The organism is Rudaea sp. (assembly GCF_036383415.1).
In the GTDB taxonomy this organism is placed as follows: Bacteria; Pseudomonadota; Gammaproteobacteria; order Xanthomonadales; family Rhodanobacteraceae; genus Rudaea.
Window position 1 is genome coordinate 1 of the sequence record NZ_DASVOK010000461.1, and the last position, 18,691, is coordinate 18,691.

The 18,691-nt window shown below is 64.4% G+C and carries 18 protein-coding genes and 1 pseudogene; 14 read left to right on the forward strand and 5 right to left on the reverse strand.

The window, feature by feature from the left end; genetic code table 11:
- Positions 1-144 precede the first annotated feature (144 nt).
- From VF497_RS16645 to VF497_RS16665, 5 genes are all read left to right on the forward strand, one after another.
- A complete protein-coding gene (locus tag VF497_RS16645) occupies positions 145-1,101 on the forward strand; it encodes an ABC transporter ATP-binding protein (protein WP_330890790.1) in 957 nt (318 codons plus the stop codon).
- Complete coding sequence (locus VF497_RS16650; RefSeq protein WP_330890792.1) at positions 1,098-1,889, forward strand: ABC transporter permease; 792 nt, start codon at positions 1,098-1,100, stop codon at positions 1,887-1,889. The genes VF497_RS16645 and VF497_RS16650 overlap by 4 nt, the downstream gene beginning before the upstream one ends.
- 106 nt (positions 1,890-1,995) lie before the next feature.
- Positions 1,996-2,313: a hypothetical protein gene (locus VF497_RS16655; protein WP_330890794.1), complete on the forward strand. Its 318-nt coding sequence runs from the start codon at positions 1,996-1,998 to the stop codon at positions 2,311-2,313.
- Positions 2,314-2,332: 19 nt separating this feature from the next.
- Positions 2,333-2,656 (forward strand): hypothetical protein, encoded by a 324-nt coding sequence (locus tag VF497_RS16660; protein WP_330890796.1) that lies wholly within the window; start codon positions 2,333-2,335, stop codon positions 2,654-2,656.
- 564 nt (positions 2,657-3,220) lie between these two features.
- Positions 3,221-3,874, forward strand: a complete 654-nt coding sequence (locus VF497_RS16665) for a hypothetical protein (protein WP_330890798.1) — start codon at positions 3,221-3,223, stop codon at positions 3,872-3,874.
- Positions 3,875-4,111: 237 nt separating this feature from the next.
- Here the strand turns inward: VF497_RS16665 and VF497_RS16670 are convergent, their stop codons facing one another.
- Positions 4,112-6,142 carry a winged helix-turn-helix domain-containing protein gene (locus tag VF497_RS16670; RefSeq protein ID WP_330890800.1) on the reverse strand — a complete coding sequence of 677 codons (2,031 nt, stop codon included), beginning with the start codon at positions 6,140-6,142 and terminating at the stop codon, positions 4,112-4,114.
- A 229-nt stretch (positions 6,143-6,371) separates the two neighbouring features.
- Between VF497_RS16670 and VF497_RS16675 the strand changes: the two genes are divergently transcribed.
- Entirely contained in the window at positions 6,372-6,710 is a 339-nt protein-coding gene (locus tag VF497_RS16675) for a hypothetical protein (RefSeq protein ID WP_330890801.1), read from the forward strand.
- Positions 6,711-6,897: 187 nt separating this feature from the next.
- Positions 6,898-7,788: a DUF2167 domain-containing protein gene (locus tag VF497_RS16680; protein WP_330890803.1), complete on the forward strand. Its 891-nt coding sequence runs from the start codon at positions 6,898-6,900 to the stop codon at positions 7,786-7,788.
- A 33-nt stretch (positions 7,789-7,821) separates the two neighbouring features.
- On the opposite strand, the gene VF497_RS16685 is transcribed toward VF497_RS16680, so the two are convergent.
- Positions 7,822-9,570, reverse strand: a complete 1,749-nt coding sequence (locus VF497_RS16685; RefSeq protein WP_330890805.1) for a hypothetical protein — start codon at positions 9,568-9,570, stop codon at positions 7,822-7,824.
- Between the two features lie 36 nt (positions 9,571-9,606).
- Positions 9,607-9,867, reverse strand: a pseudogene (locus VF497_RS18565) (winged helix-turn-helix domain-containing protein); the annotation flags it as partial.
- A gap of 202 nt (positions 9,868-10,069) precedes the next feature.
- Between VF497_RS18565 and VF497_RS16695 the strand changes: the two are divergent.
- The 4 genes from VF497_RS16695 (at position 10,070) to VF497_RS16710 (ending at position 13,784) form a co-directional block, all read left to right on the forward strand.
- Positions 10,070-10,393, forward strand: coding sequence for a hypothetical protein (locus VF497_RS16695; protein WP_330890809.1), 324 nt, complete (start codon positions 10,070-10,072; stop codon positions 10,391-10,393).
- Positions 10,394-10,580: 187 nt separating this feature from the next.
- Complete coding sequence (locus VF497_RS16700; RefSeq protein WP_330890811.1) at positions 10,581-10,814, forward strand: hypothetical protein; 234 nt, start codon at positions 10,581-10,583, stop codon at positions 10,812-10,814.
- Positions 10,815-10,939: 125 nt separating this feature from the next.
- Complete coding sequence (locus VF497_RS16705) at positions 10,940-12,589, forward strand: vanadium-dependent haloperoxidase (RefSeq protein ID WP_330890813.1); 1,650 nt, start codon at positions 10,940-10,942, stop codon at positions 12,587-12,589.
- Positions 12,590-12,620: 31 nt separating this feature from the next.
- Complete coding sequence (locus tag VF497_RS16710; protein ID WP_330890815.1) at positions 12,621-13,784, forward strand: hypothetical protein; 1,164 nt, start codon at positions 12,621-12,623, stop codon at positions 13,782-13,784.
- A gap of 158 nt (positions 13,785-13,942) precedes the next feature.
- Here VF497_RS16710 and VF497_RS16715 read toward each other — a convergent pair whose 3' ends face one another.
- Positions 13,943-14,746, reverse strand: coding sequence for a TatD family hydrolase (locus VF497_RS16715; RefSeq protein WP_330890817.1), 804 nt, complete (start codon positions 14,744-14,746; stop codon positions 13,943-13,945).
- Between the two features lie 142 nt (positions 14,747-14,888).
- On the opposite strand from VF497_RS16715, the gene VF497_RS16720 reads away from it, so the two are divergent.
- Positions 14,889-16,133, forward strand: a complete 1,245-nt coding sequence (locus VF497_RS16720; RefSeq protein WP_330890819.1) for a hypothetical protein — start codon at positions 14,889-14,891, stop codon at positions 16,131-16,133.
- 55 nt (positions 16,134-16,188) lie between these two features.
- Positions 16,189-17,220, forward strand: coding sequence for a hypothetical protein (locus tag VF497_RS16725; RefSeq protein WP_330890821.1), 1,032 nt, complete (start codon positions 16,189-16,191; stop codon positions 17,218-17,220).
- On the opposite strand, the gene VF497_RS16730 is transcribed toward VF497_RS16725, so the two are convergent.
- Positions 17,221-18,234: an adenosine deaminase gene (locus tag VF497_RS16730; RefSeq protein ID WP_330890824.1), complete on the reverse strand. Its 1,014-nt coding sequence runs from the start codon at positions 18,232-18,234 to the stop codon at positions 17,221-17,223.
- A gap of 108 nt (positions 18,235-18,342) precedes the next feature.
- Here VF497_RS16730 and uraH point away from each other — a divergent pair, with 108 nt between their 5' ends.
- A complete protein-coding gene (gene uraH, locus VF497_RS16735) occupies positions 18,343-18,690 on the forward strand; it encodes a hydroxyisourate hydrolase (RefSeq protein ID WP_330890826.1) in 348 nt (115 codons plus the stop codon).
- The last annotated feature ends 1 nt before the right edge of the window (position 18,691 follow it).

Consider the following 18,691-nt stretch of genomic DNA (forward strand, 5'->3'; position numbering starts at 1 on the left):
CGTTCGAAGGCGAGATGGCGCACGCTCGGGGCGAGCATGCGGCTGTCGGCAAGACGCAGGGAAAAGTGTTCGGCCACTTGAAAAAACCGGAATCGTAAAAATCAAAGGCCGCTATACTACGCGCTTAGCCTCGTCAAAGCAGCCATGAGCAACGCTCCAGCATCCGTTCCGGCGCTCGAAGTCGCCGATCTGCGCAAGACCTACGCCACCGGTGTCGAAGCCCTCAAGGGCATCTCCCTCACCGTCCAGGCGGGCGATTTCTACGCTCTGCTCGGGCCGAACGGCGCCGGCAAATCGACCCTGATCGGCATCATTTCCTCGCTCGTCAATCCGAGTTCGGGCGACGTGCGCGTGTTCGGCCACTCGGTGCGCACCGATCGCAGCCGGGCGATGCAGATGATCGGCCTCGTGCCGCAGGAGATCAATTTCAACCTGTTCGAGACGCCGCTCGACATCTGCATCAACCAGGCGGGGTTCTACGGCATCGAGCGCGGCGTGGCGCGCGAGCGCGCGGAGAAATACCTCAAGGAACTCGCGCTCTGGGACAAGGCGAACGCGGTCACGCGCACGCTGTCGGGCGGCATGAAGCGGCGGCTGATCCTCGCGCGCGCGCTGATGCACCGGCCGAGACTGCTGATCCTCGACGAGCCGACCGCGGGCGTCGACATCGAGATCCGCCGCTCGATGTGGAAGTTCATCGAAGGCATCAATGCCGCCGGCACGACGGTGATCCTGACCACGCACTATCTAGAGGAAGCCGAGCAGCTCTGCCGCAACATCACGATCATCGATCGCGGCCAGGTGATCGAGAACACTTCGATGCGGAAGCTGCTGGCCAAGCTCGACGTCGAGACCTTCGTCTTCGACGTGGCCGACGCCAACGGCGAACTGCCGCAGCTTGCCGACGTGCGCCTCGCCCGCGTCGACGACCACACGATCGAGGCCGAGATGTCGCGTGCGCACGATCTCAACTCGTTGTTCGCCGCGCTGTCCGCGCGCGGGATCACGGTCAGATCGATGCGCAACAAGGCCAACCGCCTCGAAGAGCTGTTCGTGCGTCTGGTCGAAGGCAACCTCGGCGCGAAGGAAGCAGCCGCATGAACCTGCAACGTAACCTCATCGCGCTCGGCACGATCGCGCGCCGCGAAATCGTGCGCATCCTGCGCATCTGGGCGCAGACGCTGCTGCCGCCGGCGGTGACGATGACGCTGTACTTCATCATCTTCGGCAACCTGATCGGCAGCCGCATCGGCACGATCGCCACCGACAGTGCCGGCGCCGGCATTTCCTACGTCGAATACATCGCGCCGGGCCTGATCATGATGGCGGTGATCCAGAATGCCTACGGCAACATCACCAGTTCGTTCTTCGGCGCGAAATTCCAGCGCTTCGTCGAGGAAATGCTGGTCTCGCCGATGCCGAGCTGGGCGATCCTCGCCGGCTACGTTTCGGGTGCCGTGCTGCGCGGGCTCATGGTCGGGCTCATCGTGCTCGCGATCAGCCTGTTCTTCACCAAAATCCACTTGTATCACCCGCTGGTGACGCTGAGCACGTTCCTGCTCGCCGCGGTGATCTTCGCCCTGCTCGGCTTCGTCAATGCGATCTACGCGCGCAAGTTCGACGACATCGCGATCATCCCGACCTTCGTGCTCACGCCGCTGACCTACCTCGGCGGCGTGTTCTACAACGTCGCCCAGCTGCCGTCACCGTGGAAGGAGATCTCGCATCTCAATCCGATCCTGTACATGGTCAACGCGTTCCGCTACGGCCTGCTCGGGATCAGCGACATCGACCTGACCTGGGCCTACCTGATCATGCTCGCGTTCGTCGTCGTGCTGGCGACGTACTGCATGAGCCTGCTGAGCCGCGGAGTCGGCCTGCGCTCGTAGAACCGTTACGACAGGCGTCATGCCGCTTAAGTAATCGCCAACGGCATTTGCCGCATTCCTGAGTGAACGGTGACGTTTCGTCGCCCGACTTTCAGGAGATGCGGCAATGAACACTTTCACACTGGCCCTTGCAGTTGCGTTCGTCGCCGCGAACGCCGGCGCAGCCGATCCGCGTACCGACGTCGCACTCGATCCAGTCACGGTCGGCGGTGCACGCGTCGTCGTCGATTGCTCCCATGTGCGCTTGCCCAGCCACCGGGCGGTCGCCGATCTGATCGACTCGAACAACATCACCCTGATCCAGGCCGAGCGCGAGCGTGCGCTGCACATCGCGCAACGCGCGTGCATGCGCGGCGCCGCCTTCGTCGCCTTCGTCCGCGACGAAGATTCGGTACCGCCGGCGTTGGCCCAGGTTCAACCGTAAGACCGCAAGGAGAATTCCTATGAACGCCAAGTCGTTCCTCATCGCTGTTGCATTTGCCTGCGCTGCGATCGGCGCCGAAGCGCACGAGATCGATCCGGGCGGCAAGCTCGAACTGCGCTGCCCGCAGGATCAGGCGCCGCGTCGCGCGCAGATCGCGCACATGCTCGAACGCAGCCGTTACTGGGCCGGGCAGGTGACGCGCGAGCATCTCTACCAGATCGCACTGAGCTATTGCGCAGACGGTTACGTCGGCGTGCGCTTCGTGCCGGTGCCGGACGAGCAGGTGCCGTCGGTCGGCGCGCCGCAACAGGTTGCCGCGGTCAAGGTCGAGATAGAGCGCTGATCCCGCATCGCCGCGGTGACGGATTCGCGGCGACCATCATTGCGATGACAGCGCATAGAAGCGCCGCTGTTCCCGGCTCGGTTCAATCGCAGCGCGCGCCGTCGCCATCGGGCCGGCACTGCGGCGGAAAACCGCGTGCGCGCCGGTACTCGAGGATGTTCGTGCGACTGAGGTAATCCTGGAAGCCGGCGTGCGGCGTAGCATGGCGCATTCCGGCTGCCAGACCAGCAGGAAAAGCTCGGATATCCGCTCTGCAGCATCGTCGAATGGCTGCGAACGCAGCGACCGGGTCGTAGCGAGGGCCGTGCAAGCTGGTCACGTTGAAATGGCCGGTGCGACGCTCGGATTCCTCGATCGCCTTGAACGCGTTCGGCCACAGTGAAGAATTCTGCAGCAATTCCGGCGATCGCCGCTGCCGTCTATGCCGGGGAACCGGCAAGTTTGGCTTTCCTGTAATCACCACCGCCCAAAGCCGTATGTATGAAACTGTCATCGGGCGATGACGGCCACAGACGGTTTTGCCACGCCTGTAGCCAATCCAGCCAACATCATGAGGATTACGCCATGTTAAAGACCAAACCCAGAGCTTCCGTCGTGCGTCAGTACGGCATTCTTTCAGCTCGGAACTTCGGCTTCGGACGGGCAATTCGCGCCGTACTGGGGCTGATCCTGGTACTGGGCGTGTTTGCCACGGCCGGTATCGCGCGCGCGGCCAAGCCCGAAATCGATCCGACCTATGCGGACGGCCAGACCTATTACATGATCGGGCCGCACATGATCGTCGGTGCCATGGATACTCAGCCGAATCTGTATGCGCATTCGCAGGAGTTGTATCTTCTGTCGTATCCAATTCCCGCGGGCGGCGGGGCCCCTGTGTTCGCGTCGGGCTACACACCGCAATGCAATCCCTGTTTTCACCCTGGGCTGCCGCCACCGTTCGTGTTTCACGATCACGTGGTCACCGGCGCGCCTGGTCTGGGCAAGAACGGGACGGCCGGCGAATTCAAGGGGCCGTGGAAGGTCATCGTGCTGCAGTACGTGGATTCAGTGTTGACCGATCCGAATTTTGTGCCGGCGAAGAGCGCGGCCGACGTCGATCTGTATGAAGCGCAGGGAAAATTCAAACTGCTCAATGGGGGTCTGACGCATGGCGATAATCCATTCGAGATCGAAACCGGCAACGTGCTGATCTGTCCGCTGGTATCGCCGAACGCTTGACGCACGGCGCAACGAGTGGCTTCGCCGACGATTGCAATGGCAGAACAATTCGCGGGAAGACGCCTTGTCGGTCGAACCGCAAGGCGTTTTCCGAATTGAAGCTGGAAACACGCAGTCGTTGCGTGAGCGGCATTGGCGCGAGGGATGGTGCCAATGGTGAAGCGGCGCCGTGCACGGGTTGTTGCGACGGGCATCCAATTGCATGGAGGGCGGCATGCGTGCCGCCCCTTGGGCAACTCAATCGCAGCGCGCGCCGTCGCCATCGGGCCGGCACTGGGGCGGAAAACCGCGCACACGCCAGTAGTCGAGGATGTGCGTGCTGTGCAGAAACTCCTGGAACTCCGGGATGCGCCGCATATGCGCGTACTCGGGCTGCCAGAGCGAGAGGAAATAGCTTGGATAGCCTTCGCGCAGCATGCTTTCGATGTGCGCGAATGCCGCGCGCGGGTCGAAGCCCGGCTGCTGCCAGCGCAGGAAGTTGTAGCGACCGGTCTCGCGTTCGGATGCATCGATCAGTGGCAGCACTTCGGGCCAGCGCGCCGGGTCGCCGCGCGTGCGCGACACCGCGAGGTACGACTCGCGATAACCATGTTCCCCGGGAATGCGTGCGGCGATCGCTTCGGCCGCGGCGTAATCGTGGCGCCAGAATGCGTTGTACCAGGCGGCGTAGATGCCGATCTGCGGCATCGCCGCGTCAAGCTTGAACGCCGCGTCGAATACGCGCCTGGCTTGGTCATGCTGGCCCAGTGTGTCGTACAGCCGCGCCAGGATCATCTGCGTCGGCGGCACGAGCGGATCGGCGCGCGCGGCAGCTTCGGCTTCGCGCTGCGCCTCGGCGACGTAGCCGAGCCCACCGAGCCGGTAAGCGTAGGTGCTGCGCAGGCGGACGTCGGCTGGAGCACGTGCGACGGCCTGCTTCGCTTCCTCGAGGCAGGTGTTCCAGTCCATGCGCCGACAGGCGAGGATGCCGCGTGCCTCGTGCGCATCGGCATTGCCGGGATCGAGCTCGAGCGCATGCGCCGCATCGCGCTCGGCCTCTTCGATCGCGCCGGGAAGCGGCATCAGGGTGCGCTGATCGCGCCATCCCGCGAGCACGCGCGCGAGATAACCCAGCGCCATCGGTTTGTCCGGTGCGCGCGCGACCAGTTCGCGCAGGCGGGTGAGGGCGGTTTCCTGGCGTGGCCGGTTGAGCGCGGCGTTGAGCGTCACTTCGGGCGATTCCAGTGCGGCGCGCAGTTCCACGAACTCGCGGTACTGCGCCAGGTCGATCCTGTCTTCGCCCGGCGTCGCGGACAGGCCCAGACGCGACGCGAGCGCGGTACTGACTGCCTGCGCGATCTCGCGCTGGATCGCGAACACGTCGGCGAGCTTGCGTTCGTAGTCCTGCGCCCACAGCGTGCGGCCCGACGGCGTCTCGATCAGTCGCAGATCGATGCGCAAGGCGTCGCCCGCCTCGCGCAGACTGCCTTCGAGCGCATGCGTGGTGCCGGCGCGCTGGGTGAGCTGCTGCGGGTCGAGATGCTGCTCCTGTGCCAGCCGAGCAGACGTGCTCGAAATCACGTGCAGGCCCTCGGCGCGAGCGAGCCGCGTGATCAGCTCTTCGGACAGGCCGTCGGCCAGCACGGTCTCGTCGTGGCCGCCACCGACCGCGCGCAGCGGCAGCACGATCAGCGTCGGTGTGGCGGGAGGGCGAGTCGATGGCGCCGGCTCGGCGCTGCGGTGCATGAGCCACGCGACGAGGCCGACAGCCAGCGCGAGTGCGACCAGCACGGCGGCAACGTATCGCGATGAAGTGCGCCGTGTGCTTCGCGCAGGCGCGGGGGACGCGTTGACCTCGCCGTCACTCGCGATCGCCGCCGGCATTGGCGAGACTCCGCCGAATGTCCGGCGCAGATCGAGCACCGGCGGATCGGCTTCGGCGCCGTGGTCCTGTTCCTCCGCCTGCTTCCGCGGCGCGGCTTGCACATCCGCATCGAAGCGGTAGCCGACGCCGTGCAGCGTGTGGATGTATTGCTGCCGCTCCGCACTTTCGCCGAGCGCCTGGCGCAGCAGAGTGACGACGCGGTTGAGCACGCCCGGGGTGACGTGGCGATGGCCCCAGACAGCATCGAGAATCTCGTCGCGCGTGAATGCGCGGCCCGGGTGGCGCGCGAACAGCAGCAGCACGTCGAACGCCTTCGGTTCCAGCCGCACCTCGCGGCCGGACACGACCAGGCGGCGCCCGACCGTGTCGATCTCGACCGCATCGAACCCGATCCAGCGTTCCATTCGCACTTCGTCCTGCATCGCCGGCCCGTCAGTCGCGCCCCAGAGGCATTGAAGAATAATCCGGGAAAAACAACCGGTTATTACAATTCTTGCTGCGCCCCAAGCATTCCCAAGCTTTCCCGCGCCGCGCTCAAGGGTTTCCCAATCGCGCCCTCAAGCTTGCGACGAGGCGTTTCGCGATGCTGTCTCCAACCGGCGCATCCCGCACCGGATTCCATCGGAGAACACCATGAACATTCTACGCACAACTCTCGTCGCCGCGCTGAGCTTTGCCGTTGCGCAGTCCGCATTCGCGGCCGGCGCCGAGCCCGACCAGACCGCGTTGTCCGGCATCGCCGTGCGTGCCGCCGCAACACTCGTGGTTGACTGCCATCATGAGAAGTTGCCTGCGCGCAGCGCCGTGGGCGCGGTGCTCGAAACGAACAATGCGAGCGCGATCGAACGCGGCCGCGAAGTCGTCGAGCACTACGCGCATCGCGAGTGCCTGCGCGGTGCAGGATACGTGGCGTTCGTGCGCGACGGCTCGACCGCACCTGCCTCGCTGGCATTGGCCAGCACGCGGTCGTGAGCGCGCAACGGCAGCGACACGGAAGTTCGTCGCTGCCGTATGTCGATCGCGCTGCAGTCGTTGCGTTGCCATGCACTTGGCAGGGCCGACGTCCGCAACGCTGGGCGTGCATCGGCTTGCGCGACTGAATCCTCCCCGGCATGCTTGCGGCGTTGCCAAGAGGGCAACGCTTGCCTTGGGGAAAAACATGATGTTGCGCACGCTGGCCCTGCTTGCGGCCTGTCTTTTCGCTGGTCAATCCGCCGTTGCCGACGATGCGGCTTCGGCGCAGAAGACGGTCCAGCAATTCGTCGATTCGCTGCATTTCCAGACCGGCGCGGTCAAGGTTGCGCGCGCGAATGCAACGCTGAAACTCGACGACGGTTTCCGTTATCTCGATGCGCGCGACGCGCAGCGCGTGCTCGAGCAGCTCTGGGGCAATCCGCCCGACGCGGATGTGCTCGGCATGCTCGTGCCGACCGCGGCGCCTTTGACCGAGGAAAAGGGCTCGTGGGCCGTCGTCATCACCTATTCGAACGACGGCTACGTCTCCGACGCCGAAGCCGGCAAGATCGACTACACGAAGATGCTCCACGACATGCAGGAGGCGACGCGCGAGGCGAATGCCGAGCGCAAGCAGCGCGGCTATTCCACGGTCGACCTGATCGGCTGGGCCGAGCCGCCGCACTACGACGCCGCGTCGAACAAGCTCTACTGGGCCAAGGACCTCGCCTTCGGCGACGGCAAGGAGCACACGCTCAACTACGACATCCGCGTGCTCGGCCGCGGTGGCTACTTGAGTCTCAACGCGGTCGCCGGCATGAGCCAGCTCGACACGGTCAAGGCGGAAATGCCGAAGGTGCTGGCGATGACCGAATTCGACTCGGGCCAGCGCTATGCCGACTTCAACTCCTCGACCGACAAGATCGCCGCCTACGGCATCGGTGCGCTCGTCGCCGGCACGCTCGCGGCCAAGGCCGGACTGTTCGCCAAGCTGTTCGCCATGCTGCTCGCGTTCAAGAAGGTCATCATCGGTGGCGCGATCGCGTTGTTCGCGGCGGCCGGCAGGCTGTTCGGGCGCAAGTCCAAATCCGGCTGATCCTGCCGGGAGAAAAATCCGCGCGGCCCGGGTTCAACGCTTCACGGCATTCGCCGCGCGTATCCGGTCGATGCCGAGAGCGTCGCTTGCGCTCGGTGGCGGCAATCCGGTTTTCCTGCTGTATTCGATGAAGCGCGGATCGTCGCGGAAGCGCAGCAGCAAGGGATCGAAAAGCGCGTAGTGCACGCCAGTGTCACCGCGGTCCCAATCGCGTTGCAGCCATTCGAAGGTCTTGTCCGCATCTCCGCGCAACGCATGGATGCGGGCGATGACATAGGCGTCGCCCTTGCTGCGGCCGTCGGTATCGATCAGATGCTGCAGCGCTGCGTCGGCGGCGGCACGGTCATGGCCAATCTGCAGGGCCAACGCCATATCGCGATCGCGCCAACGGCTTGGGGCCTTCGACTCCGCTTCGGCCCGCGCTGCGGCTGCATCACCGCGCAGGATGGCGAGATGCAAGCGCTCGCTGGCGAGCCAGTCGCGATCCTCCGTAGCCAGCTCCTCCGCCTTGCGCAAACTGGCCTCGGCGTCGTCCAGTTGACCCAGGCTCGCAAGCAGCTGGAACAGATAGATGCGGGCGAAACCAGCGAGCGGGTCGCCATCGATGTATTTGCGGCGCTCGACGATGGCTTCGCTGACGCGACCCAGCGTGGCCAGCAGCCGGCTCACCGCGCCATGCGAAGGATCGTTGTCCGGCACCAGCGGCAGGGCCTTGCGGAATTCCGCGAGCGCGCCGTTCCAGTCGCGATCGGCGGCGGCGAGAAGGTTGGCGAAGGTGGAGTGGGCTTGGCCGAAGTTCGGCTGCAGCCGCAGGGCGGTATCGATTTCGGTACGCGCCTGCGCGTAGGCGGCGCGCGCGGCCTCCCCGCTCAGACTGCCGCGCGTGTACTGGGTACGATTGAAGCCCAGCCACGACCAAGCCTGCGCATAGGTCGGATCAATTCGCGTCGCTTCCGCGAAGCGTTCGGTGGCTTGGCGGACGTTTTGGCGAGTCATGGCTTCGGTGCCGCGCAGATAGGCGTTGTAGGCGTCGAGGTTGCCGCTGGCCGGGCGACCGGTCTCGACCGCGCCGGGCATGGCATGCAGCAACCTGACCTGCAAGGCGCCGGCGACGGCCAGCGCGATCTCGTCCTGCAGGGCGAACAAGTCCTTGTAAGGTCGGTCGAAGCGTTGCGTCCAAACGGTGCTGCCGTCCACGGCGCGGATCAACTGGATGCCGATGCGCACGTCGTCGCCGACGCGCTGCATGCTACCCTCGATGAGGTGAGTGACGCCGAGTTTCGCGCCGATGGACTGGCTGTCGTCCTTGCCGTTGCGGAAGCGGAACGATGAGCTGCGGCCGATCACCTTCAGGCCCTCGTATTGCGACAGCGTGGTAATCAGGTTTTCCGCCAGGCCTTCGGACAAGAGGTCCTGTTCACTGCCGCCGGCAATCGCCAGCGGCAGCACGGCGATGCTGCGCTGTCCCGCGGCGGCGGTACCCGCTGGCGCAACGGACTGTATCCGTGGCCACAGCTTCCAGCCGGCGAAGGCGAGCGCGGCCAACAGCGTCAGAAGCAGGAGCATCGCGTACCCCGGCCTGCGTGACCGCACCGGATTGGCTACGGCGCGATCAGCATAGTGCGAATCGGACGGAGTTGGCGCGGCGACAGGCACATTGCCGAAGCTTTGGCGCAGATCGAGCGAGGATTCTTCGATTTCGGTGCTGCGATCCGCTTCCCGTAGATGCGGCCGCGATACGACGCGTACCTCGGCATCGAAGCGATAGCCGATGCCGTGCACCGTATGCAGATAGCGCGGCTCGTCGCCGTCCTCGCCGAGCGCATGGCGCAGCAGGGTGATGACGCGGCTGAGCACGCTGGGAGTGATGTGGCGGTGGCCCCAGACCACGTCAAGCAATTCCTCGCGCGTGCACACCCGCCCCGCATGCTCGACGAGCTGCAGCAGCGCATCGAACGCTTTCGGTTCCAATGACACCTCGGCGCCGTTCACGAACAGGCGCCGGCCGGCCGTGTCGATCTCGACCGCGTCGAAGATCCGCCACGTCGCGCTTGGGCCGATTTCCCTCATGTCCGCCATGTCTACCCCGCATCCGACCCCGAATTTCGCAAAGTCTGCGAAATCAACGTCTTGATGACCCCGTACGCGTGTTGCGCCACGCGCCTCAAATATTTCCTAACACTTTCTCACACATTTCCGCGAGCCAGCCTCAAGCATCGGCGCGGACTAAACCGGAATCTCCCCACGTCGGCAGCACGCCGATCCCCATCGGAGAACCGCCATGTCTAGTGTACGCCTCGTCCCCGTTGTTTTGCTTCTCGCCGCTACCGCCGCGTTCGCCGGGGAACCGGCCGGCGACAAATCAAATGCCGTCAATGATCGCATCGTGATCGATTGCCACACGATGCAAGCACCCTCGTTGGGAAAGATCGCCCGGCTGATCGACACGGCTGAGATCTGGAACACCTGGACCGCAAGAGCGCATCTGATGCGACAAGTTCAGGAACGTTGCCGGCACGGTGCCGGATTTGTGCGGCTGGTGCCAAATGCCGAATCGGTTGCGGTGGACGAAATGCGGTTGTCGGCGTCGTCGCACTCGCGTTGAGCCGCTGACATCCGCGGTTTCGACGAATCCGCATCGAGCATCGATGCGGACCAGGCGGAACCTCCCCGCGTTCGCAGTACGCAGATTTGCAAAGGAATACATCATGACCAGTTCAAGTTTCGCCGTCGTCGTTTTGCTTCTCGCTGCCACCGTTTCGTTAGCCCGGGAACCGGTTCAGAGCACAGCGTTGAATGCCGTCCAAGTGCACGATCACACGATCGTGCTCGACTGCCGCGATCTGCGCGAGCCGAGCATGAGCGCAGTCGCTGTCGTGCTCGAGACCAACAACGCCGCGCACATCGTCGGCGAACGCGAGCGCCTGATGCACACCGCACGCCGCTACTGCATGCGCGGTGCACCGAACGTGGCGTTCGTGCGCGACTCGGCGACGCAGCCATCGGTGCTCGCGTTGGCGCATTGATGCCGCGGCCGAAGACTTCCGTTGATTCGGCGGAGCCATACGTGAACGAGTCAGCGTGTGGCCGGGCAAAAGGGTGGCATTGCCCGATGTGTCGAAACGACTCGGCAATCCTGGAGGAGCAATAAATGAACCGAACAGACGATATTCGCGACAACGAACCGGGCGACACGAGCAAGCGTCGCTTCCTGCAACTGGCTGGCGGTGGCATTGCCGGTCTCGGCCTCGCCGGTATCTCGATGAATGCCAGCGCCGGGGATGACACGATCGAGGCGGCTTCCAATCTCGATGCCGGACGTCGCACGCAAGCCTATCAACGTCGGCTTGCCGCAGCGCGTTCGCAGAAAATTGCCTTCGAGTTCGAGCAGATCACGAACGGCGACGAAGCCGCGATCCCGAACTACGCAGCCTGCTACAGCAAGGGCTTGCCGCACAACGATCTGGGCGAGGTCGATGCGGGCGCCTACCGGGCCCTGCTCAAGGCGGCGCGCAGCGGCAAAAGTGTCGATCTCGCCGCGGTGCCGATGGGCGCGCCCGGCGCCAAGCTGATCAACTCGCGTGCCGGATTCAATTTCAGCCTTTACGGTCCGGATGCGCAGGGTCTGACGATTGCGCCGCCCGCCGCTTTCTCCAGCGCCGAAATCGGCGCGGACATGGCCGAAGCCTATTGGGGAGCGCTGACGCGCGACGTGCCGTTCATCGAGTACGACGATAATAGCCTGCTCGGCGAAGCCGCGGCGGATCTTGCCAAGCAACCCGGCTATCAGGGACCGGCGAATCCGAGCCCCGACAACCTGTTCCGCATCGCCTTTCCCGGCGTGCTCGACGGGCCGTGGCTGTCGCAATTCTTCTGGATGCCGCTCGCCAATGGACCGTATTCGTCCGAGCAGGTCCTCAAGCCACCGGTGGTCGGCGTCGATTTCGGCGCGACGTACGAAGAGTGGCTTTCCTTCCAGCGCGGCGCCGGCGGCTCGACTCCCGCCGGCACGACGGCGCGCTACGTCGCCACGGCGCGCGATCTGACCCGGGTGTTGCAACTCGACGTGCCGTTCGGCTCGCCATTCGTGCACGAACATCAGGCTTTCCTCAACCTGCTGCGCCTGGGCGTGCCGCGCAATCCGTTCCTGCCCGCGCTCGCGCCGAACGACAACGCCGGGGAAAACCTCGGTCCCGGGCTCGTGCCGCAACTGATCGGCCAGTGCGGCAGCATGGCGTTGCAGCCGGTGTTCTGGCAGAAATGGCAGGTGCATCGCCGCCTGCGGCCGGAAGCGTATGGCGGGCGCGTACACAACGTCATGCGCAAGTTTGGCGTGTATCCGGTATCGAACGACCTGCTCAATTCGGCAGCGTTGCAGAAGACCTTCAGCAAGCAGGGCACCTACCTGCTCTCGCAAGCCTGGAAGGGCGGCTGCCCGGCGCATCCTTCCTATCCTTCCGCGCACAGCGTGGTGGCGGGTTCGACGGTCACGGTTCTCAAGGCGTTCTACAACGGCGATACGGTCATCGCCAATCCGGTCGTCGCGAATGCCGACGGCAGTGCACTGCTGCCGTACTCCGGTGCCACCCTGACCATCGAGGGCGAATTGAACAAGCTCGCCGCCAACATCGGCATGAGCCGCATCCACAACGGCATCCACTACCGCAGCGACTCGGTGCAGGGTCTGCTGCTCGGCGAACGCATCGCGCTGAACTTCCTCGCCGAACTGCGAACGCTCTACGCCGACGCCTTCGAAGGCTTCCACTTCCGCGGCTTCGACGGCAGCAGCGTCACGGTATGACATGCCTCCATCTTTCCGACCACCAAACCGATTGCCGAAAAACCTCACGTCATGCGCCCGTTATTGCATCTCTTGCCATCCTTCAAGGAGTAGCCCAATGAAAGTCCGTCGTACTTCCCTCGTGCTGGCCGTTGCCGCCAGTCTGTGTATCAGTGCCAGCGCCTTTTCCGCGCCGAAGACCCTTGTCCCCGCCGACCCGAGCGCAGCGCCGGGCCTCAACGACGCGCAGCTCGCGGAGGTGCAAGCGCGCATCGATCTGGCCAACCGGATCGTGCAGAACGTCAGCGCCGACGCACAAGCCAAGGGCGCCGTCGATTCGTGGCGAATCGGCCTGCTCGGCGTGCTCTACAACACGTCCAGCGCGGCGCTGCGCGGTATCGCCGATACCGCGAAGACGCTCGACCAGGCTCACGCGGAAGCCGCCGAAGCGCATTCGAGCGCCGCCGGTACCTCCGCTGCGGGCCGCGCTTCCGCGAACGATGCGGTTGCGGCAGGCTTGGGAGACCTCGACAGTCTCGTGTTCACCACGCAGCAGCCCTGTCGCTTCATCGATACGCGCAATGTGGGCGGTCCCATCGGCACAACGGTGCGAGTATTCGATACCTTCCTCAGCGGCCCGACCTATGGCGGCATTCTGGGCTGCACGTTGCCGGACATCGGCAGGCCGGCAATCGCCGCCAACGTCACGATCGTCGGTCCAAGCGCGGCGCCCGGTTACCTGAGCATTCGTCCAGCCGGCAGCGGCCTGAACACCAGTTGGATAAACTGGTATCAGTCCGGTTCCAGCGTGCAGGCGGCGAATTCCGGCGTCATCGCCGCGGCATTGAACGCCTCCAATCACTATGCGTTCGAAATGCTCACCGGTGGTGGTACGACCCATGTCGTTCTCGACTACTTCGGTTATTTCTCGGCGGCAAGTCCAACCGCACTCGAGTGTCGCCGTGTCACGGTCGATTTTGTGGTAGCTGCAAACGCCATCGCTTCTTCCACTGCAGCTTGTCCGTCCTCCCATACGTTGACTGGAGTCGGCTGTTCGGGCGATCCGAACTACGTGGTCACTTATCCAACACCGGAATTCGCCAGCACGCCAACGACGGGTTACAGTTCAGGAGGCTCCGCTTTTTGCAGCGCGCGCAACTCAACCTCGACCGCATCGAGCGCCAGGGTCAGCGCACTCTGCTGCCGGACTCCGTAAGTCGTTCGGATGCAGTTTGAGTCACACAAGGTGTTCTGCGCGAACAGCCTGCCAGAGCAGGTTTGCGAATCCGGCCCATGCAATCCATGGGCATGGAGTAAGCGACGCGCTGGCCCCGCTGGCGAGGAAGGAATGGCAGCAAGGTGAGTCCGGTGGCGCTAACCATCGGACCGCTCGGGGATTTTGAAAAAGTGTCGCGCCGCGGCAGTGGAATTTGCAGCGGTGACGGCCACATCCTCGCCGCGGTCGCGCGCGACCTCTTCGCAGATGTGGGCGAGGTACATCGGCTCGTTGCGCCGGTGCGAGGGCATCGGCTTGACCGTGCGCGGCAGCAGGTACGGCGCGTCGGTTTCGAGCATGAGGCGATCGGCGGGGATGCTTTTGACCAGTTCGCGCAGATGCGCGCCACGGCGCTCGTCGCAGATCCAGCCGGTGATGCCGATGTGGAAATCACGGTCGAGGTAGTCGAACAGTTCGCTCCTTTCGCCGGTGAAACAATGCACGACTGCGGGGCCGATGCGGCCGCGCACGCTGTCCATGCAGGCGAGGAAATCCATGTGCGCGTCGCGCTGATGCAGGAACAGCGGCTTGCCGCACTCCATCGCCAATTGCAGTTGGCGCTCGAACGCAAACAGCTGCGCTTCGCGCGGCGAGAAGTTGCGATGGAAATCGAGCCCGGTTTCGCCGACCGCGACGACCTCGGGCCTGGCCTGGTATTCGCGCAACAGTGCTTCGGTTTCCGCATCAAAATCGCTTGCGTGGTGCGGGTGCACGCCCGCGGTCGCGTACAGCACGCTCGGATGCGCGAGCGCAAGCGCCAGCGCATCGCGCGTGCCCTGCGCGCTTGCGCCGGTGACGACGAGCTGGTTGATGCCGTGCGCCCGCGCGCGTGCGAGCACCGCGTCGAAATCGTGGCGGAAGGATTCGTGGGTGAGGTTGGCGCCGATGTCAACTAACTGCATGGGAAGGCGTTGTGCGGAATGTTTCGTTGTAGATACAGTCGGCATTATCGCAAGCCGCGAAGGTATTCACGAGGCGTTAACCGCCGCGCGCCGAAGTTGTGCCTACAATCCCGGCCATTCGCACCCCCTGCAGGAGAATGTCATGTCGGTCCCTTCGAAATATATCGTTGCCGGCACCATGTTGCTTGCAAGTGCGCTTGCATTGCCCGTAATCGCCGCCGATCGCGGTCCGGTCACGGTTGACGCTCCGCGCGCCGATTTCAGCAGCGTACAGGCACGCCGCGCCGTGCTCGCCGCGCCGCGCGCGACCGCGACGTCGGCCACGGTTTCCACGGCGGCGGTGACACCAAACGTGCTCACGACGAGCAGCTATCGCGCCTATCCGGCCAGCTGTTTTTCCGACACGCTGCCCACCATCGCGAACACGATCCAGCCGCTGCCGGTGTCGCCGAGTGGGACGCTCTACAGCAAGACTGTGCCATTGGGAACGAACAGCCAGAACACTTATGAGAACGTGATGATCACGATCTTCCGCGTCGCCTGCAGCAGCAGCGGCGACACGCTGAGCTACAACCCGGACGGCGGCTACGCCGGCGCGACCCTGATGCGCATCCAACGCCAGGCGCAGTACGAGGGCGACACCCAGCTGTATCCGCAATTCCCCGACATCCGCATCGCTCAGGGCAGCATCGCGTTCGACAATGCGAACTTCACCGACTACGTGCGCATCGCGACCGAGCCGAATACCGTGGTTGCCGACGCGTCTGTCGGCGCAGCTGTCATCAACAGCACGACCTACGTGCTCGAAAATTACGCCAGCCCGAGTCTCGGGTTCTTCTATTTCAACCACGCCTTCACGATCCGCTTCGACAACGGTTATCAGAACGGCCGCGTGACGATCGATGTCCCCGACTATGTGCCCACGCAGCAAACCTATCCCGCGGCGTTCAAACCGATGGCGATCAACGGTTATCTGAGCGGGGCGTGGTACGACCCCTCCGCCGGCAGCCGCGAAGGCCTCGTGACCCAGGTGCTGGACAACGGCGATGGCGCGACGCGCACGCTGTTCGCGACCTGGTATACCTATGATCAACTCGGCCTGCCGTTCTGGCTCGTCGCCCAGGGCAGTTTCCCGATCGGCAGCACGCAGCTGAACAACGTGCAGGTACTGTACGCGACTGGCAGCAGCTTTGCCGCGCAGCCGCCACCGCCATCGCCTGCGGTCAAGGCGAACGTATGGGGTACGATCAATGTGTCGTTCTCCGACTGCCAGCACATCAAGTTCGATTTCAACGGTGCTGCCAGCGCGGTGCAGGGCGGCCCGCAGGGCAGCGGAACGCGCAACTGGACGCGTCTCGGTGTCATCAACAGCCTCGCCTGCCAGTAGTCGCGCGACATGACGATGCCGCTCCACGCCGGGGCGGCATCGGCGGAGCGGCGGCATGAAGTTTCGATTCGCACTCGCTTGCATCAGCCTGTCCGCATCCGCGGCATGCGTGCACGCGGCGGGTCCGGCGCGCGCCTATCCGCCGAGCTGCTTTGCCGACGGCCTGCCGCTCGGGCAGGCCGCGAAGGATCCCAAGGCGATGAGTTTGCCGCTGACCCTGCACGGCGATTTCAACGCCTGCTTCGTCAACCCGGCCGCGCCGAGCTATCCGGTTGCGCAGCAGGAGTGCAACTACGCCGAAGCCGTGGGCATCACGATCGCGCGTGTACCGTGCAGCGGCGGCAAGTCGGCGACCCTGTTCCAACTCACGCGCGTCGCGGGCATGTCGGGCAACACCGATCTCTATCCGACCTTTCCGGGCGTGTGGGTGCAGCAAGGCACGCACATCGACTGGATACGCCTCGCGCGCGACGCGAACACGACGGCGACCCAGGTCTTCGTCAATTCGCCGGTCTACGACGACAGCGTCTATGTGCTCGAAAATCCGATCGGCGGCGCGGCGTTCGACTACAACCGCGCGTTTACGCTGACCGTCGACAACAACACCGGCCGCGCCGTGCAATTCGACCTTGGCGACTATGATCCGGCGGTCTATCCGGCTGCGGTGCCGCTGCCGATTTCCGGCTACCAGACCGGCGCCTGGTACGACCCGGCGCACGGCGGCGAAGGCATGCTTGTCGAAATCCTCGACGACGGCAACGGTACGACGCGCACGCTGTTCGCCACCTGGTTCACCTTCGATGCGCTCGGCGCGCCGTACTGGCTCGCTGCGCAGAAAAGTTTCCCGATCGGCGCCACGCGCATCGACGACGTACCCGTGCAGACCGCGCGTGGCGGCGGTTTCGCCGGCAACTTCACTGCGGTGACGCGCGCGCCATGGGGCACGATGAGCTTCGTCTTCCCCGACTGCGGCACGATGACGTTCAGCTATGCGGCAGCGGCTTTCCTGCCCGCGAATTCGCCGGCCGGCAGCGGCGCGCGCACGTGGCAGCGGCTCGGCAACGTCGCCAATCTGGGCTGTCAGTAGCTACGCCGCGAGTGCGTCGATCTTCGCCAGCCACTGGTTCTTCGCGGCCGCATCGAGGAACGAAGCGTCGATCGAGTTGCGCGCGAGCTGTGCGACGTCGGTCTTCGACAGATTGAGGCCGCGCTGCACGGCCAGATAGTTGTCGAGCACGTAGCCGCCGAAGTAGGACGGGTCGTCCGAGTTGACCATGACCTTGAGACCGCGGTCGAGCAGGCGCTTGAGATTGTGGTCCTCGATGCGCTCGTACACGCACAGTTTCACGTTCGACAGCGGGCAGACGGTCAGCGGTATCTGCTCACGCACGAGGCGCTCGACCAGCGCCGCATCCTCTTCGCAGCGCACGCCGTGGTCGATGCGCGAAACTTTCAGCAGGTCGAGCGCCTCGACGATGTATTCGGGCGGACCTTCCTCGCCCGCGTGTGCGACCGTGAGCAGGCCTTCCCTACGCGCGCGCTCGAACACGGCCGCAAATTTCGATGGTGGATGGCCGCGCTCGGACGAATCTAGCCCGACAGCGGCGAAATGCTGCTTGTACGGCAGCAATTCTTCCAGCGTGCGCATCGCATCGTCGGCGCTGAGGTGGCGCAGGAAATTGGGGATCATGCGCCAGCTGATGCCGAATTCGCGCTCGCCGTCGCGCAAAGCACGATGGATGCCGTCGAACACGGTGGCGAAGGCGATGCCCCTAGCGGTGTGTGTCTGCGGATCAAAGAAGATCTCCGTGTGCACGACGCCGTCGGCATGCGCGCGGCGCAGATAGGCCATGGTCAGTGCATGGAAATCGTCCTCGTCGCGCAGCACGTCGGCGCCCGCGTAGTAGAGGTCGAGGAAGGATTGCAAGTCGCTGAAATCGTAGGCCGCGCGCAGCGCCTCGACGCTGGGATATTTCAGCGTCACGCCGTGCTTTTTCGCCAGTTCGAAGGTCAGCTCCGGCTCGAGCGTGCCTTCGATATGCAGGTGCAGCTCGGCCTTGGGCAGTTTGCGGATGAAATCCGCGCTCGTCTCGTCGCTCATGATCGCTCGTTCCCCATGAAGTGCTTGCAACGACTTTAATTGTTTTGTACACATGCAGACAACGCAGCGGACAGAAGATCCGGCGGACAGGCCGCCGGCGGGAATGCCATGGGTAGACTGACCACACACGTGCTCGACACGGCGCACGGCAATCCGGCACGCGGCATGCGCGTGGAACTGCATGCGGCCGATTCCGGCGAACGCCTCGCGAGCCTCGCCACCAACGATGATGGACGCGCGAATGCGCCGCTGCTTGAGGGCGCCGCGTTGCGCCCCGGTCGCTACACGCTGAGCCTCCACGTCGCCGAGTATTTCCGCGCGCAAGGCGTCGCGCTGCCCGATCCACCGTTTCTCGACATCGTGCGCATCGACTTCGGTATCGCGAATGCCGACCAGCACTACCACGTGCCGCTGCTGGTTTCGCCGTGGAGCTACTCCACTTATCGCGGCAGTTGAG

Excerpts from the sequence above, each read along its gene's own strand:
- VF497_RS16675 (WP_330890801.1), top strand. The coding sequence starts at position 6,372 with ATGAACATTCTACGCACAACTCTCGTCGCCGCGCTGAGCTTTGCCGTT.
- VF497_RS16730 (WP_330890824.1), bottom strand. The coding sequence starts at position 18,234 with ATGAGCGACGAGACGAGCGCGGATTTCATCCGCAAACTGCCCAAGGCC.
- uraH (WP_330890826.1), top strand. The coding sequence starts at position 18,343 with ATGGGTAGACTGACCACACACGTGCTCGACACGGCGCACGGCAATCCG.
- VF497_RS16665 (WP_330890798.1), top strand. The coding sequence starts at position 3,221 with ATGTTAAAGACCAAACCCAGAGCTTCCGTCGTGCGTCAGTACGGCATT.
- VF497_RS16645 (WP_330890790.1), top strand. The coding sequence starts at position 145 with ATGAGCAACGCTCCAGCATCCGTTCCGGCGCTCGAAGTCGCCGATCTG.
- VF497_RS16720 (WP_330890819.1), top strand. The coding sequence starts at position 14,889 with ATGTCGGTCCCTTCGAAATATATCGTTGCCGGCACCATGTTGCTTGCA.
- VF497_RS16705 (WP_330890813.1), top strand. The coding sequence starts at position 10,940 with ATGAACCGAACAGACGATATTCGCGACAACGAACCGGGCGACACGAGC.
- VF497_RS16695 (WP_330890809.1), top strand. The coding sequence starts at position 10,070 with ATGTCTAGTGTACGCCTCGTCCCCGTTGTTTTGCTTCTCGCCGCTACC.
- VF497_RS16660 (WP_330890796.1), top strand. The coding sequence starts at position 2,333 with ATGAACGCCAAGTCGTTCCTCATCGCTGTTGCATTTGCCTGCGCTGCG.
- VF497_RS16725 (WP_330890821.1), top strand. The coding sequence starts at position 16,189 with ATGAAGTTTCGATTCGCACTCGCTTGCATCAGCCTGTCCGCATCCGCG.
- VF497_RS16670 (WP_330890800.1), bottom strand. The coding sequence starts at position 6,142 with ATGGAACGCTGGATCGGGTTCGATGCGGTCGAGATCGACACGGTCGGG.
- VF497_RS16680 (WP_330890803.1), top strand. The coding sequence starts at position 6,898 with ATGATGTTGCGCACGCTGGCCCTGCTTGCGGCCTGTCTTTTCGCTGGT.
- VF497_RS16715 (WP_330890817.1), bottom strand. The coding sequence starts at position 14,746 with ATGCAGTTAGTTGACATCGGCGCCAACCTCACCCACGAATCCTTCCGC.
- VF497_RS16655 (WP_330890794.1), top strand. The coding sequence starts at position 1,996 with ATGAACACTTTCACACTGGCCCTTGCAGTTGCGTTCGTCGCCGCGAAC.
- VF497_RS16650 (WP_330890792.1), top strand. The coding sequence starts at position 1,098 with ATGAACCTGCAACGTAACCTCATCGCGCTCGGCACGATCGCGCGCCGC.